General features: G+C 65.1%; 12 protein-coding genes and 3 tRNA genes. 10 read left to right on the forward strand and 5 right to left on the reverse strand.

What is annotated here, in order from left to right:
• Positions 1 to 6 precede the first annotated feature (6 nt).
• Positions 7 to 738: a two-component system response regulator OmpR gene (ompR, locus tag L3V85_RS16920; protein WP_007837017.1), complete on the reverse strand. Its 732-nt coding sequence runs from the start codon at positions 736 to 738 to the stop codon at positions 7 to 9.
• 95 nt (positions 739 to 833) lie between these two features.
• Between ompR and L3V85_RS16925 the strand changes: the two genes are divergently transcribed.
• Together L3V85_RS16925 and L3V85_RS16930 are read left to right on the forward strand one after the other, a co-directional pair.
• Positions 834 to 1,274: a hypothetical protein gene (locus tag L3V85_RS16925; protein ID WP_237680207.1), complete on the forward strand. Its 441-nt coding sequence runs from the start codon at positions 834 to 836 to the stop codon at positions 1,272 to 1,274.
• A 73-nt stretch (positions 1,275 to 1,347) separates the two neighbouring features.
• Positions 1,348 to 2,052: an SIMPL domain-containing protein gene (locus tag L3V85_RS16930; protein WP_237680208.1), complete on the forward strand. Its 705-nt coding sequence runs from the start codon at positions 1,348 to 1,350 to the stop codon at positions 2,050 to 2,052.
• 27 nt (positions 2,053 to 2,079) lie between these two features.
• On the opposite strand, the gene L3V85_RS16935 is transcribed toward L3V85_RS16930, so the two are convergent.
• Positions 2,080 to 2,850 carry a 3-hydroxybutyrate dehydrogenase gene (locus tag L3V85_RS16935; protein WP_237680209.1) on the reverse strand — a complete coding sequence of 257 codons (771 nt, stop codon included), beginning with the start codon at positions 2,848 to 2,850 and terminating at the stop codon, positions 2,080 to 2,082.
• Between the two features lie 26 nt (positions 2,851 to 2,876).
• Here L3V85_RS16935 and L3V85_RS16940 point away from each other — a divergent pair, with 26 nt between their 5' ends.
• From L3V85_RS16940 to rimO, 6 genes are all read left to right on the forward strand, one after another.
• On the forward strand, positions 2,877 to 3,869 hold the full coding sequence (locus tag L3V85_RS16940) for an alpha/beta fold hydrolase (protein WP_237680210.1): 993 nt from the start codon (positions 2,877 to 2,879) through the stop codon (positions 3,867 to 3,869).
• A 55-nt stretch (positions 3,870 to 3,924) separates the two neighbouring features.
• A complete protein-coding gene (locus L3V85_RS16945; RefSeq protein WP_414080232.1) occupies positions 3,925 to 6,120 on the forward strand; it encodes a RelA/SpoT family protein in 2,196 nt (731 codons plus the stop codon).
• A gap of 48 nt (positions 6,121 to 6,168) precedes the next feature.
• Positions 6,169 to 6,245: transfer RNA gene (locus tag L3V85_RS16950), tRNA-Val, on the forward strand.
• 270 nt (positions 6,246 to 6,515) lie between these two features.
• Positions 6,516 to 6,866 carry a hypothetical protein gene (locus L3V85_RS16955; RefSeq protein WP_237680211.1) on the forward strand — a complete coding sequence of 117 codons (351 nt, stop codon included), beginning with the start codon at positions 6,516 to 6,518 and terminating at the stop codon, positions 6,864 to 6,866.
• Positions 6,867 to 6,940: 74 nt separating this feature from the next.
• Positions 6,941 to 7,501 (forward strand): polyhydroxyalkanoate synthesis repressor PhaR, encoded by a 561-nt coding sequence (gene phaR / locus L3V85_RS16960; protein ID WP_237680212.1) that lies wholly within the window; start codon positions 6,941 to 6,943, stop codon positions 7,499 to 7,501.
• Positions 7,502 to 7,579: 78 nt separating this feature from the next.
• Entirely contained in the window at positions 7,580 to 8,986 is a 1,407-nt protein-coding gene (rimO, locus tag L3V85_RS16965) for a 30S ribosomal protein S12 methylthiotransferase RimO (RefSeq protein WP_237680213.1), read from the forward strand.
• 84 nt (positions 8,987 to 9,070) lie between these two features.
• On the opposite strand, the gene L3V85_RS16970 is transcribed toward rimO, so the two are convergent.
• Positions 9,071 to 9,155 (reverse strand) — tRNA-Leu (locus tag L3V85_RS16970).
• Between the two features lie 269 nt (positions 9,156 to 9,424).
• A tRNA-Leu gene (locus L3V85_RS16975) sits at positions 9,425 to 9,509 on the reverse strand.
• 81 nt (positions 9,510 to 9,590) lie between these two features.
• Between L3V85_RS16975 and rnr the strand changes: the two genes are divergently transcribed.
• Both rnr and L3V85_RS16985 read left to right on the forward strand, forming a co-directional pair.
• The gene (rnr, locus tag L3V85_RS16980) at positions 9,591 to 11,858 is read left to right on the forward strand and encodes a ribonuclease R (RefSeq protein ID WP_237680581.1); all 2,268 of its coding nucleotides are present in this window, start codon (positions 9,591 to 9,593) and stop codon (positions 11,856 to 11,858) included.
• A 59-nt stretch (positions 11,859 to 11,917) separates the two neighbouring features.
• Positions 11,918 to 12,682, forward strand: a complete 765-nt coding sequence (locus L3V85_RS16985; protein WP_237680214.1) for an SDR family oxidoreductase — start codon at positions 11,918 to 11,920, stop codon at positions 12,680 to 12,682.
• A 13-nt stretch (positions 12,683 to 12,695) separates the two neighbouring features.
• Here the strand turns inward: L3V85_RS16985 and L3V85_RS16990 are convergent, their stop codons facing one another.
• Positions 12,696 to 14,156, reverse strand: a complete 1,461-nt coding sequence (locus L3V85_RS16990) for an NAD(P)H-hydrate dehydratase (protein ID WP_237680215.1) — start codon at positions 14,154 to 14,156, stop codon at positions 12,696 to 12,698.
• Between the last annotated feature and the right edge of the window lie 28 nt (positions 14,157 to 14,184).

A 14,184-nucleotide genomic window follows, 5' to 3' on the forward strand; every position in this document is an offset into this window, starting at 1 on the left:
GGGGCGTCAGGCCGTGCCGTCCGGCACGAACACGTAGCCCACGCCCCAGACGGTCTGGATGTAGCGCGGCGCGGCGGCGTCGGACTCGACCAGCTTGCGCAGGCGCGAGATCTGGACGTCGAGGCTGCGGTCGAAGGGCTCGAACTCGCGCCCGCGCGCCAGCTGGGCCAGCTTTTCGCGCGACAGCGGTTGACGCGGATGGCGCACCAGCGCCTTCAGCATCGCGAACTCGCCGGTGGTCAGCGAGAGTTCTTCGCCATCCTTCTTCAGGGTGCGCGAGCCGAGATCGAAGGCGAACGGGCCGAAGGTGACGGTCTCGTTCTCGGTGGAGGGCGCGCCGGGCGCCTCCAGCGGCGGACGGCGGCGCAGCACGGCGTGCACGCGGGCCAGCAGTTCGCGGGGGTTGAAAGGCTTGCCGAGGTAGTCGTCGGCGCCGACTTCGAGGCCGACGATGCGGTCCACATCCTCGCCCTTGGCGGTGAGCATGATGATCGGGGTGCGATCGTTGGCGGCGCGCAGCCGGCGGCAGACCGAGAGGCCGTCTTCGCCGGGCATCATCAGGTCGAGCACGATCAGGTCGACCGTGTCGCGCAACAGGATTCGGTTGAGCGCCTTGCCGTCCTCGGCCACGATCACTTCGAATCCTTCCTGCGTCAGGTAGCGGCGCAGCAGGTCGCGGATGCGGGCGTCGTCGTCGACGATCACGATCTTGTCGGTGCGAGCGGGAACTTGAGTCATTTCTACAACGATGAATTTGTAACAGGGCCGATTCTGAAGGCGTTAAGGGCCCGTTGAGCCAGATTTACTTATGGTTTGACACTAAGTTACAAAACTTGCGGAAGCTCGCGGTCTGGTCACCAGGGGTGCGCGTTGAGGTGGCAAAGTTCCCGTTGCCCTATGACTTTCGCTCAATGAGACACCCATTTTTCGCCCGGTCATTTCTCGTCGTCTGTGCCTGCGCGCCGCTGTGGGCGCAGGCGGTTCCCGACAACTTCCTGAGGGTCGGCGAGGTGCGCCGCAGCGAGGTCCGCGATGCCGTCGCCGCCCACCGGGCGGCGCAGCGCGAAGAGGTCCGCCGCGAGGAGGCCGTGGCCGGCCGGCGCCTGACGGCCGCCGAGCTGTACGAGTTGCGCCAGCAGGTTCGCGGCCAATGGACCCCGCCGGCCACGGGTGCATTGGTGAATTCGGCAGAATCACAGCCGGCCGAGCGGATCGCGCCGGCACCGCCGACCGCGGCCCGCCCGCTGACGCCACCCAGCAGCCAACGCCGCTGAGGCGCTTCGGCAGGCCAGCCTTCAGCTTGCTGGCCTCGGCTTGTCTTTCATACCAACTGGGGAGAACTACACCTTGAAAACCATCAGATTGCTCGCGGCCTGCGCCGCCCTGGCCGTGGCCGGCACCGCCATCGCGCAAAGCGTCGTCACGCCCGCGCCGCAGAACGTGCTGCAGCTCTCGGCAGCCGGCACGGTCGAGGTCCAGCAGGACATGCTGAGCATGACGCTCGTGACCACCCGCGACGCTGCCGACGCGGCCACCGTGCAGACGCAGCTCAAGGCAGCGCTCGACGCCGCGCTGACCGAAGCCAGGAAGAGCGCCCAGCCGGGCCAGCTGGACGTGCACACCGGCAATTTCAGCCTGTCGCCGCGCTACACCAAGGACGGCAAGATCAACGGCTGGCAAGGCTCCACCGAGCTGGTGCTTGAAGGCCGCGATTTCCCGCGCATCACCCAGGCCGCCGGGCGCATCAGCACCCTGAGCGTGGGCAATGTCGGCTTCGGCCTGAGCCGCGAACAGCGCAGCAAGACCGAAACCGAGGCGCAGGCCATTGCCATCGAGAACTTCAAGCAGAAGGCCGCCGAGCTGGCCAAGGGCTTCGGCTTCGGCGGCTACACGCTGCGCGAGGTGTCGGTGAACGCGAGCGACAACGGCCCGCGCCCGCGCATGATGGCGATGCAGGCGAAGGCGTCGTTCGCGTCCGATTCGGCGGTGCCCGTCGAGGCCGGCAAGACCAGCGTGGTCGTGAACGTGTCGGGCTCCGTGCAGCTCAAATAAGAGAGATGCGTACCGCTGGGCTACCCTTTACTGGGCAGTCCAGCCGCCGTCCATGGCCCAGGCAACGCCCCGGACCTGGTCGGCAGCCGGCGAGCACAGGAACACGGCCAGGCCGCCCAGTTGCTCGACGGTGGTGAACTGCAGCGAAGGCTGCTTTTCGCCCAGCAGTTCGTTCTGCGCCTGCGCGGCCGTGATGCCTTCGCGTGCCGCGCGGTCGTCGATCTGCTTTTGCACCAGCGCCGTGAGCACCCAGCCCGGGCAGATGGCGTTGACGGTGACGCCGGTGGTCGCGGTTTCCAGTGCGACCGACTTGGTCAGGCCGACGATGCCGTGCTTGGCCGCCACGTAGGCCGACTTCTGCGCCGACGCCACGAGCCCGTGGGCCGAGGCGATGTTGATGACGCGACCCCAGTTGGCTTCGCGCATCGCCGGAATCGCCAGCCGGGTCGTATGAAATGCGCTGGTGAGGTTGATTGCGATGATGGCGTCCCAACGTTCGGCGGGGAAGTCCTCGACCTTCGCCACATGCTGAATTCCGGCGTTGTTCACGAGGATGTCGACACGGCCGAACTTCGACGCGGCGAACTTCATCATGTCCTCGATCTGCTCGGGCTTGCTCATGTCGGCCCCGTGGTACTCGGCGCGAACGCCCAGCGCCTCGATCTGGGACTTGGGAGCCTCGGCGTCGCCGAAGCCGTTGAGCACGATGTTCGCGCCCTGTTGCGCGAGCGACTTTGCGATGGCCAGGCCAATGCCACTGGTGGACCCCGTGACAAGCGCGGTTTTGCCTTTGAGCATGTAGATCAATCTCCGGATGAATTAGGATGCGACGAGACAATTATCCGCACCAGGACGACTTCGTTTTCATGACCGAACCGACGCTTCATCACGTGGCGTGCGACGACGCCCAAGGCGGCCATCGCATGGCTTATTGGCAATGGGGCGACGCCCGCAGCGCGAACGTCGTCATTTGCGTGCACGGATTGACCCGGCAGGGGCGCGATTTCGACCTGCTGGCCCAGGCCATCGTGGCGCGCGCCGGCGGCAATGTGCGCGTAGTCTGCCCCGACGTGGTCGGGCGCGGGCGCAGCGACTGGCTGCGCGATCCGGCCTTCTACCAAGTGCCCGTCTACGCCGCCGACATGGTGGCGCTGGTGGCGCAGCTGCATCGCGAACAGCCCATCGACACGCTCGACTACATCGGCACCAGCATGGGCGGGCTTATCGGCTTCGTGCTCGCGGGGCACAAGGAACTGCCGCTGGCGCGGCCGATCCGCCGCTTCGTGCTGAACGATGTCGGCCCGACGATCGAGCCTGCCGCGGTGCAGCGCATCGGTGCCTATGTGGGCAAGAGCGGCCGCTACGAAAGCGTGCAGGCGGCGGCCGATGCCATGTGGGCGCTGTCGACCACCTTCGGGCCGCACACGCCGGAGCAATGGCTCGCGCTGTCGCGGCATATGGTGGTGCCGGCGTCGCAACGCACGGCCGACGGTTCGGCAAAGGTCGAGGCCGGCGGCAGTGAAGACGGCGGCTGGCTGCTGCACTACGACCCCGCCATCGGCGTGGCGCTGCGGGCCATCACGCCTGAGGCGGCGGCGCAGGGCGGCGCGATCATGTGGAGCCTGTACGACGCCATCGAGGCGCGCACGCTCATCACGCGCGGCGCCGTGTCCGATCTGTTGTCGCGCGAGACCGCGCAGGCCATGACGCAGCGCGGCCCGCATGCCGCGCTGGTCGAGTTCGAGGGCATCGGCCATGCCCCGACCTTCGTCGACCCTGCGCAGATCGCCGTCGTCACCAACTTCCTGTTCGATTGAGTGAACGAGCGTGAAGCGCGATTCCTCGAGCCTCCAGACGTCACCCGTGTCCGACATGGCCATGGTCGACTATCCGTTGTCCGCCGCAACGGCCGAGCGCTCGCCGGTGATGGAGAACATGCTGGCGCGCGCGCGTGCGTTCGCCGAGCCGCTGATTGCCGATGAGACGCTCGACACGGGCGAGAACACGCTCGCGCATGCCGACGCGGTCGCGGCCATCGTCGCGAAGATGGGCGGTTCCGAGGCGATGCAGGCCGCGAGCTATCTTGTCTATGCCTGCCAGCACCTGAACCGTCCGCAGGAAGTGATCGCCAAGGTGTTCGGCGACAACTTCGCGGCGCTCGCGGTCGAGACGACCAAGCTGGTGCGCGTGCAGGAGCAGGCGCGTTCGGCCGCCCAGGGGCATCACATCGAAGGCGCGGGCGCGCAGACCGAGAACGTGCGCAAGATGCTGCTGGCGTTCTCGCGCGACCTGCGCGTGGTGATGCTGCGGCTGGCTTCGCGCCTGCAGACCTTGCGGCACGCGGCGGCGAGCAAGCAGCCGGCGCCCGAAGGGGTGGCGCGAGAGTCATTGCAGGTGTTTGCGCCGCTGGCCAACCGGCTGGGCATCTGGCAGGTGAAGTGGGAGATCGAGGATCTTTCTTTCCGCTTCCTCGAGCCGGAAACCTACAAGCTGATCGCACGGCTGCTCGACGAGAAGCGCATCGAGCGCGAAGGGCACGTCGAGCAACTGCGCTCGCAACTGGAGCGCGAACTGCAGAACGAGGGCGTCAAGGCCACGGTGCAGGGGCGGCCCAAGAATATCTACAGCATCGTCAAGAAGATGCGCGGCAAGTCGCTCGACTTCGCGCAGGTCTTCGACATCCTCGCGCTGCGCGTGGTGGTGTCTGACGTGAAGGACTGCTACGCGGCGCTGGCCTGGGTGCATTCGCACTTCCAGCCCATCGACGAGGAGTTCGACGACTACATCGCGCGGCCAAAGCCGAACGGCTATCAGTCGCTGCACACGGTGGTGCGTGAGCTTGTCGATGGCAAGCCGGGCAAGCCCATCGAGATCCAGATCCGCACCGAGGAAATGCACGATCACGCCGAGCACGGCGTGGCCGCGCACTGGGCCTACAAGGAAGCAGGCCACAAGGGCTATGCGGGCGTGTGGGCGAGCGGCGAGTACGACGCCAAGATCGCAGTGCTGCGGCAGCTGCTGGCGTGGGAGCGCGACCTGTCGGGCGGGCTGCAAGGGCAGGGCCTCTTCGATGACCGTATCTATGTGCTGACGCCCGACGCGGCGATCGTCGAGCTGCCGCAGGGCGCGACGCCGGTCGACTTTGCGTACACGGTGCACACCACGCTGGGCCATCGCTGCCGCGGTGCGCGTGTCGACGGCGCGATGGTGCCGCTGAACACGCCGCTGTCGAACGGGCAGACGGTCGAGATCATCGCCGCCAAGGAGGGCGGCCCGTCGCGCGACTGGCTCAATGCGGAGCTCGGTTACCTGGCCAGCCATCGTGCGCGTGCGAAGGTGCGCGCATGGTTCAACGCGCAGATCACGCACGAGACCGTGGCGCGCGGACGCGAGGCGGTCGAGAAGCTGCTGCAGCGCGAAGGCAAGACGGCAGTGCGGCTGGAAGACCTTGCTTCGCAGCTTGGCTTCAAGTCGGCGGACCATCTGTTCGAAGTCGTCGGCAAGGACGAGTTCTCGCTGCGCAATATAGAGACGCTGCTGCGTCCGCCAGAGCCGGCGCCTGGTCCTGACGATGGCGTGCTCATCAAGAAGGCGCGGGGCAGCGAGAAGTCGGGCAAGGGCGGCGTGCTGGTGGTGGGCGTGTCTTCTTTGATGACGCAACTCGCCAAGTGCTGCAAGCCCGCGCCGCCCGATTCGATTCGCGGCTTCGTCACGCGCGGTCATGGCGTCAGCGTGCATCGAAGCGATTGCAGCAACTTCCGCACGATGGCGTCGAAGGATAACGAGCGAGTCATCGACGTGGAGTGGGGCGCTCCGAAGAAGGGCGCGGAGGCGCCTGTGTATGCGGTGGACGTGGCTGTGGAAGCAGCCGATCGCCAGGGGCTGCTGCGCGATATCTCCGATGTCTTCGCACGAGAGAAGATGAACGTGATCGGCGTGCAGACGCAGTCGATCAAGGGTACGGCGTGGATGACCTTCACTGTCGAAATCGCCGATGCCGCGCGGCTTACGCAGGTGCTCGGCGTGGTCACTGCAGTAATTGGTGTGCGATCTGCACGTCGCCGCTAAAAGGTGCGATTTCTCCTGCTACAATAGACGCTTCTCGAATACAACCTTAGGCGCGTAGCTCAGCTGGTTAGAGCACCACCTTGACATGGTGGGGGTCGTTGGTTCGAGTCCAATCGCGCCTACCAAATTTCCCTCTGAAGAAGACCAGTCTTCAGGCTTACGGGGAAATTTTGGAAATTGCAGATACTCAAAAAGTAGCCTGCAATTTTTCCTTCTTACTGCCTCGTTGGCATCATAAGTTCTCATCGCATAAGCCCCGAAACAAGCATTCGGGTGTTTGCGTCATGCTCGTCTTGGTTTCGGAAGACCTCGGCCATGTTGTTGTGCTACCTTGAGGGCTCTGAAATCTCATTTCAAATTTCTTGATTAGCGATCCGATACATACGCGATCAACGTTGGTTGATCGCACTCATGCCGAGAAGCGCCTTGCTGCGCTGATGAAGCAGGCTCCACTCGAGTTTGCGCGTGCTGTCTACGGCATCAATGACCATTCGAGCGGTCGCATCGACACCATGGCCGCGCGCGAAGTAGCACGTGCGCAACGCCAGGGCATGCCATTGACCGAAGAGCGCGCCGAACAGCGCGCACGTGCCTATTTGCCGACCTCGGGTCAGGAGCACTGTCCGCGTTGCTGGGTCGTCTACGGGCAGAAAACTCCGCTGCGTTTTCGCGATGCAGCTGAAGAGCGGCCTGAAACCGCGGCTTGCCACGCTTGTGGCGCGGAGTACGCGACATCGCCGGATTGAGCAACGCGCGCGACGCGGTCAGGGTAAACCTTGTCGCGATGCAGCAAAACCGCTCCCTAGAATCATCCGATGACATGGGCGTCCATGTGAAGGAGTCCGCAGTGCAGAGCAAGAAGTCCGGGGTCAAGCCGGTCCAACGTGTGATCAAGAAGTACCCCAACCGAAGGCTCTACGACACCGAGACATCGACGTACATCACCTTGACCGAGGTGAAGCAGTTGGTCATCCAGAGTGCGCAGTTCGTGGTGCGGGATGCCAAGACCGGCGACGACCTCACGCGCAGCATCCTGCTGCAGATCATTCTCGAAGAAGAGGCGGGCGGAGCACCGATGTTCACCGAGCAGGTGCTGGCCAACATCATTCGGTTCTACGGCCAGGCCATGCAGGGCTACATGGGGCCGTACCTCGAGAAGAACATCCAGGCCATGACCGAGGTGCAGGCGCAGCTGGCCGACAAGGCCGAAGGCCTGACGCCCGAGATGTGGTCGCGCTTCATGACCATGCAGTCGCCGATGCTGCAGGGGTTGATGGGCAGCTACGTCGAGCAGTCCAAGAGCGTTTTCCTGCAGATGCAGGAGCAGATGCAGAAAAACACCGAGCAGGTATTGGGGGCCTTTGGCATCAAGCGTCCCTGAGTACCGCCCGTTCGCTCCAGGGCGAAGGTTTTTCAACGGGCGCCCGGCCGTCACCGATAGCTGGGACAATAGAGGCATATGAGCGAAGTTGCCTCCCCCGAACGTACGGCCACGCCGACTGCCCCCAAGGTCGGATTCGTGAGCCTGGGCTGCCCCAAGGCCCTGACTGATTCCGAACTGATCCTGACCCAGCTGAGTGCCGAGGGTTATCAAACCGCCAAGACCTTCGAAGGCGCCGATCTGGTGATCGTCAACACCTGCGGCTTCATCGACGATGCCGTGAAGGAGAGCCTGGACACCATCGGTGAAGCGCTGGCCGAGAACGGCCGCGTCATCGTCACGGGTTGCCTGGGCGCCAAGACCGGCGACCAGGGCGGCAATCTGGTGCGCCAGATGCACCCGAGCGTGCTGGCCGTCACCGGTCCGCATGCCACGCAGGAAGTGATGGATGCGGTTCATGCGAACCTGCCCAAGCCGCACGATCCCTTCATCGATCTGGTGCCCAACACCTTCGGCGTTGCCGGCCTTAAGCTGACGCCGCGCCACTATGCATATCTGAAGATCAGCGAAGGCTGCAACCATCGCTGCACCTTCTGCATCATCCCGTCGATGCGCGGCGACCTCGTGTCGCGGCCTGTCGGCGACGTGCTGAGCGAGGCCAAGGCCTTGTTTGAAGGCGGCGTGAAAGAGCTGCTCGTGATCAGCCAGGACACCTCGGCCTATGGCGTCGACGTGAAGTACCGCACCGGCTTTTGGGACGGCAAGCCCGTCAAGACGCGCATGCTCGAACTGGTGCGCACGCTCGGTGAAATCGCGGAGCCTTACGGCGCCTGGGTTCGCCTGCACTATGTGTATCCGTATCCGAGCGTGGACGAAGTCATTCCGCTGATGGCGAGTGGCCAGGTGTTGCCGTATCTCGACGTGCCGCTGCAGCACAGCCACCCCGATGTGCTCAAGCGCATGAAGCGCCCGGCCAGCGGCGAAAAGAACCTGGAGCGTCTCGCGCGTTGGCGCGAGGTGTGCCCGGAGCTCGTGATCCGCAGCACATTCATCGCCGGCTTCCCTGGCGAGACGGAGCAGGAATTCGAGCATCTGCTCGACTTCATTCGCGAAGCCGAGATCGATCGGGCTGGTTGCTTTGCCTATAGTCCCGTCGAAGGCGCCACTGCCAACGACATTCCGGGCATGCTGCCCGAGCCTGAGCGCGAAGCGCGCCGCGCCCGATTCATGGAGGTGGCTGAAGCCGTCTCCATCGCCAAGCTGCAGCGCCGCATTGGTTCGACCATGCAGGTGCTGGTCGATTCGGCGCCCGGCCTGGGCCGCAAGGGTGGAGTGGGGCGCACGTACGCCGATGCACCGGAGATCGACGGCACGGTCCGTCTGCTGCCGCCCGAGAAGATCAGCAAGACGCTGAAGGTCGGCGAGTTCACGCGCGCGCGCATCGTGGGCGCTGAAGGCCACGACCTGATCGCTCTGCCGATTTGATGCAGATTCGAACGGACAAGAAAAAAGCCACCGGAGACCGGTGGCTTGTTTCGGAACATGACCTGGCGGGGGTCAATGTGAATTTGGTGCCCAGAAGAGGACTCGAACCTCCACGATGTTACTCGCTAGTACCTGAAACTAGTGCGTCTACCAATTCCGCCATCTGGGCATTCTCTGCTTTTCAGCAAAGACTGCGATTATATACACAGATTTGGCGCGCCCCTTTTGCGCAGTCAAAATTTTTGCGTCTGCACGGCTTTGTTCGTGCGGAGGAGGCATTGCCGAATGCGGGCGAGCGTGTTCGTGCGTGCACGGTTGGTATCGATGGGGGCGATCTGACGATCATGTCGCCCGTGATGCAGATCCGAGCGACCATGAAAAAAGCCACCGGAGGCCGGTGGCTTGAATCGAATGACCTGGTAAAGGTCTGTTTAAACTTGGTGCCCAGAAGAGGACTCGAACCTCCACGATGTTACTCGCTAGTACCTGAAACTAGTGCGTCTACCAATTCCGCCATCTGGGCCCACGTAGTTGCAGAAGCAACTGCGTTTTGAATTTCAGGAAAGAAGGAGATCATATCAAAAATAATGGCACTTCCAGCGGTCTGCTGGACGAATTCGAAGGAACTGTTCAAGGACATCGCGACGGGCACGGCTTCGTGCAGCGTGATGACGGTGAAGCAGACATTTATTTGCCACCGAACGAGATGCGCGCGGTGCTGCACAAGGACCGCGTCAAGGCGCGTGTGGTGCGGCAAGACCGGCGCGGCCGCCCCGAGGGGCGCGTGGTCGAAATCGTCGAGCGCTCAGAGCAGCCGATCATCGGCCGCCTGCTGCATGAAGGTGGAATCTGGCTCGTTGCTCCGGAAGACAAGCGCTACGGTCAGGACGTACTGATCCCCAAGGGCGCGACCGGTCCCGCGAAGGTGGGGCAGGTTGTCGTCGTGCAACTCACGGAGCCGCCGGCGCTGTTCGGCCAGCCCGTGGGTCGCGTGAAAGAGGTGCTGGGCGAGATCGACGACCCCGGCATGGAAATCGAAATCGCCGTGCGCAAGTACGGCGTGCCGCACGAGTTTTCCGCGGAGTGCCTGGCTGAAGCCAAGGCGCTGCCCGAGAAGGTCCGTCCCGCAGACAAGAAGGGGCGTGTCGACCTCACCGACATCCCCCTCGTCACCATCGACGGCGAAGACGCACGCGACTTCGACGATGCCGTCTACTGCGAGCCTGCAAAAGTGGGCCGTGGCAAGGGCTGGCGCCTGCTGGTCGCCATCGCCGACGTCAGCGCCTATGTGCAGACCGGTTCGGGTATCGACATCGACGCCTACGACCGCGCCACCAGCGTCTACTTTCCGCGCCGCGTCATCCCGATGCTGCCGGAGAAGCTGTCGAACGGCCTGTGCTCGCTGAACCCGGAGGTCGAGCGCCTGTGCATGGTGTGCGACATGCTGGTCGCGGCCGACGGCGAAATCTACGCCTACCAGTTCTATCCGGCCGTGATGTTCAGCCATGCGCGATTCACGTACACCGAAGTCGCGGCCATCCTTGGCAACACGCGTGGCCCCGAAGCCGCCAAGCGCAAGGATCGCGTCAAGGACCTGCTGAACCTCGCCGACGTCTACAAGGCGCTGCTCAAGCAGCGCGGCAAGCGCGGCGCGGTCGACTTCGAAACCACCGAGACGCAGATCATCTGCGACGACGCCGGTCGCATCGAGAAAATCGTGCCGCGCACGCGCAACGAGGCGCACCGCCTGATCGAAGAAGCCATGCTCGCGGCTAACGTCTGCAGCGCCGACTTCATCGCCGAAGGCAAGCACCCAGGCCTGTTCCGCGTGCACGAAGGCCCGACGCCCGAGAAGAAGGAAATCCTGCGGGGCTATCTGAAGGCGATGGGCGTGGGCCTGAGCATCACCGACGACCCCAAGCCGGGCGAGTTTCAGGCGATTGCCGAGGCCACCAAGGAGCGCCCCGACGCGCAGCAGATCCACACCATGCTGCTGCGTTCGATGCAGCAGGCGATCTACACGCCGATCAACAGCGGCCACTTCGGGCTGGCTTACGAGGCCTACACGCACTTCACGAGCCCGATCCGGCGTTATCCGGACCTGCTGGTGCACCGCGTGATCAAGGCCATCCTGGGCAAGACGCGCTACCAGCTGCCGATGCTGCCGACGCCGGGCGAGGCGCATGCCAAGCTGGCGAAGCGGCTCGCGTCGCGCGTGAAGGCGCCGACCAACAAGCCGCAGAAGGCGACCGTCGCTCCCAGCAAGGAAGTGCTGGCATGGGAAGCCGCGGGCCTGCATTGCAGTGCCAACGAACGCCGCGCCGATGAAGCCAGCCGCGACGTCGAGGCCTGGCTCAAGTGCAAGTACATGCGCGAGCACCTCGGCGAGGAGTACGGCGGCGTGGTCACTGCGGCCACGACATTCGGCATCTTCGTCACGCTCGACGCGATGTACGTCGAAGGGCTGGTGCACATCACCGAACTCGGCGGCGAGTACTTCAAGTTCGACGAGATGCGCCAGGAACTGCGCGGCGAGCGCACCGGCATCCGCTACGCCATCGGCACGCGGGTGCGGGTGCAGGTGAGCCGCGTCGACCTGGACGGCCGCAAGATCGACTTCCGCCTCGTGCGCGAAGGCGAGGAGCTCATGGCGCGCGCCATGAAGGACAAGGGCGCGGCATCATCCGGCGTGCCGGTCAAGGCATCGGCCAAGCGCGGCACGCGCCACAAGGCGGCGGAAGCCGGCGGCGGCGAGCCGCGCGGAGAGCGAGGCACCTCGGCCTCCGCGGGGCCGCAATCGGCGATGCAGGCTTTCAAGTCGGCGGTCAAGAAGGCCGCCAACAAGATGAAGGGGCGCAAGCCGCGCCGCTGATGGCTTTGCCCGAATTAATCGAACCATCGACAACCTCAACAAAGAAAGAGACAGACAGCATGAGCGCTGAAGACAACAAGGGCCGCATCGCCATCGTCACGGGGGCGGGCTCCGGTATCGGCCGCGCCGCGGCGCTGGCGCTGTTGGGCGACGGCTGGAGCGTGGCACTGGCCGGGCGCCGGCTGGAGCCGCTGGAGCAGGTCGCCGAGGAGTCTGGCGCCGGTGCGCGCGCCTTCGCGGTGCCCACCGACGTCGCCAAGGCCGATTCGGTGCAGGCCTTGTTCGCCGCCACGGTCGAGCGCTTCGGCCGTGTCGACCTGCTGTTCAACAACGCTGGCGTGGGCAACCCGCCGGGCCCGTTCGAGGACTGGACGCCTGAGCAGTGGCAGGGCGTGGTCGACATCAACCTGACGGGCATGTTCTTCTGCATCCAGCAGGCGTTCCGCACGATGAAGGCGCAGACGCCGCGCGGCGGCCGGATCATCAACAACGGCTCCATCTCGGCCACCGCGCCGCGTCCCAATTCGGCGGCCTACACGTCCACCAAGCATGCGGTCGAAGGGCTCACCAAGACGGCATCGCTGGACGGGCGCAAGTACGACATCGCGGTGGGGCAGGTCGACGTGGGCAATGCGATGACCGAACTGGCCGCGCGCATGGCCAAGGGCGTACCGCAAGCCAATGGCGAGCTGGCGATCGAGCCGCTGATCGACGTGAAGATCGTCGGCCAGTCGGTGCTCTACATGGCCAACCTGCCGCTGGAAGCGAACGTGCTGTTCCACACCATCATGGCGACGAAGATGCCCTTCGTCGGGCGCGGCTAGGAAAAGAGCCGCGTCAGACCGGCGCGCGACGGGCCAGCGTGCCGGCCGTGAGCGGGGTCGCATCTGCCGGCCAGGTGTCGGCAATGTGGCCGTGCTGCCAGACGGCTTCCGAGGCTGCCTCTAAGACAGGGCGACCGGCGGCCAGCGCGGCGCCGATCATGCCGGCGAGCACGTCTCCGGTGCCGGCTGTGGCGAGGCGGGCGTTGCCTGTCAGGTTGATGACCGGGGGCGTTCCGTCCGCATCCGAAATCACTGTTCCGGAGCCTTTGAGCACGGCAACGACGCCGAAGCGCGATGCAAGCTGACGGGCCGATGCAAGCCGGTCGGCCTGGATGTCGGCGGCCGTGCAACCAAGCAGGCGCGCCGCTTCGAGCGGATGCGGTGTGATCACCGTGGGCAATCCGTCTTTTCCGCGCGATGCGAGCTGCGCCTGGAGCGCGCTGTCGGCCGCGATGGCGTTGAGTGCGTCCGCATCGAGCACCAATGCGGCGGCTGTCGTCACCACGCGCGGCAGCAGTTCGTGCACGGCTTCGCCACCGCCACAGCCGCAGACGACGGTCATGCCCGAGAGGTCGAGCGAGCGGGCGTCGCGCAGCATCAGTTCAGTCTGCGAGGTGTCGACGACGGCCGCGTCGGGGTCGAGCAAGCCGACGAACACCCGTCCCGCGCCTGCGTGCAGCGCGGCCGAGCCGGCCAGCAATGCCGCGCCGGCCATGCCGGATGCGCCTCCGATCACCGCAACGTCGCCGTAGCTGCCTTTGTGTGACGCATGTGCGCGCGGCTGTGCCTTTGGCGTGCCGGTGAGTCGGGCGGCTGGCCTGTCGGTGATGTGGCCGCAGCCGAGATCGTCGAACCATGTAGTGCCTGCTGCATCGCGCCCCTGTGCGGTGAAGAGGCCTGGCTTCAGCGTGAGAAAGGTGATGCAGTGGCGCGCGGACGTGATCGCGCTGGCGGCGTCCTTCGGCAGCACGCCGGTATCCGCATTCAGTCCTGACGGCACGTCGACGCTGAGCACCGGCTGCGTGCTCCCGTGCATCAGCTGGAGCCATTCAGCCATGGTGCCTTCGGGTGGTCTGGTCGAGCCGATGCCAAGCAGTGCGTCGATGGCCAGTTCGAAGGTGGTCGGCGGGGTCTCCGCAAAGGTGACGCCAGCATCTCGGGCACGCTGCAGCGATGTTTTCGCGTCTGGCGGCAGTCGGCTCTCATCCCCGGCGAACGTGACCACGGGAAAGAACCCTCGATGCCGCAACTGCGCCGCCGCCTCGAAGCCGTCGCCGCCGTTGTTGCCCGGCCCGCATGCCACCCAGATCGTTCGCGCATGCGGCGCAATGGCCATTGCAAGCCGCGCGACCGCGAGGCCGGCGCGCTGCATCAACGCATGGGCGGGCAGGGCGGCTGCCGCAGCCTGCTCGATGCGGCGCGTGGCGGCGATGTCGAACAGATCGGCGGCGGTGGCGGGCGTGATGCGTTGCATCGGTCCATTGTGCCGCCGCACCGGCTCT

Source organism: Variovorax paradoxus (assembly GCF_022009635.1).
Lineage (GTDB): Bacteria > Pseudomonadota > Gammaproteobacteria > Burkholderiales > Burkholderiaceae_C > Variovorax.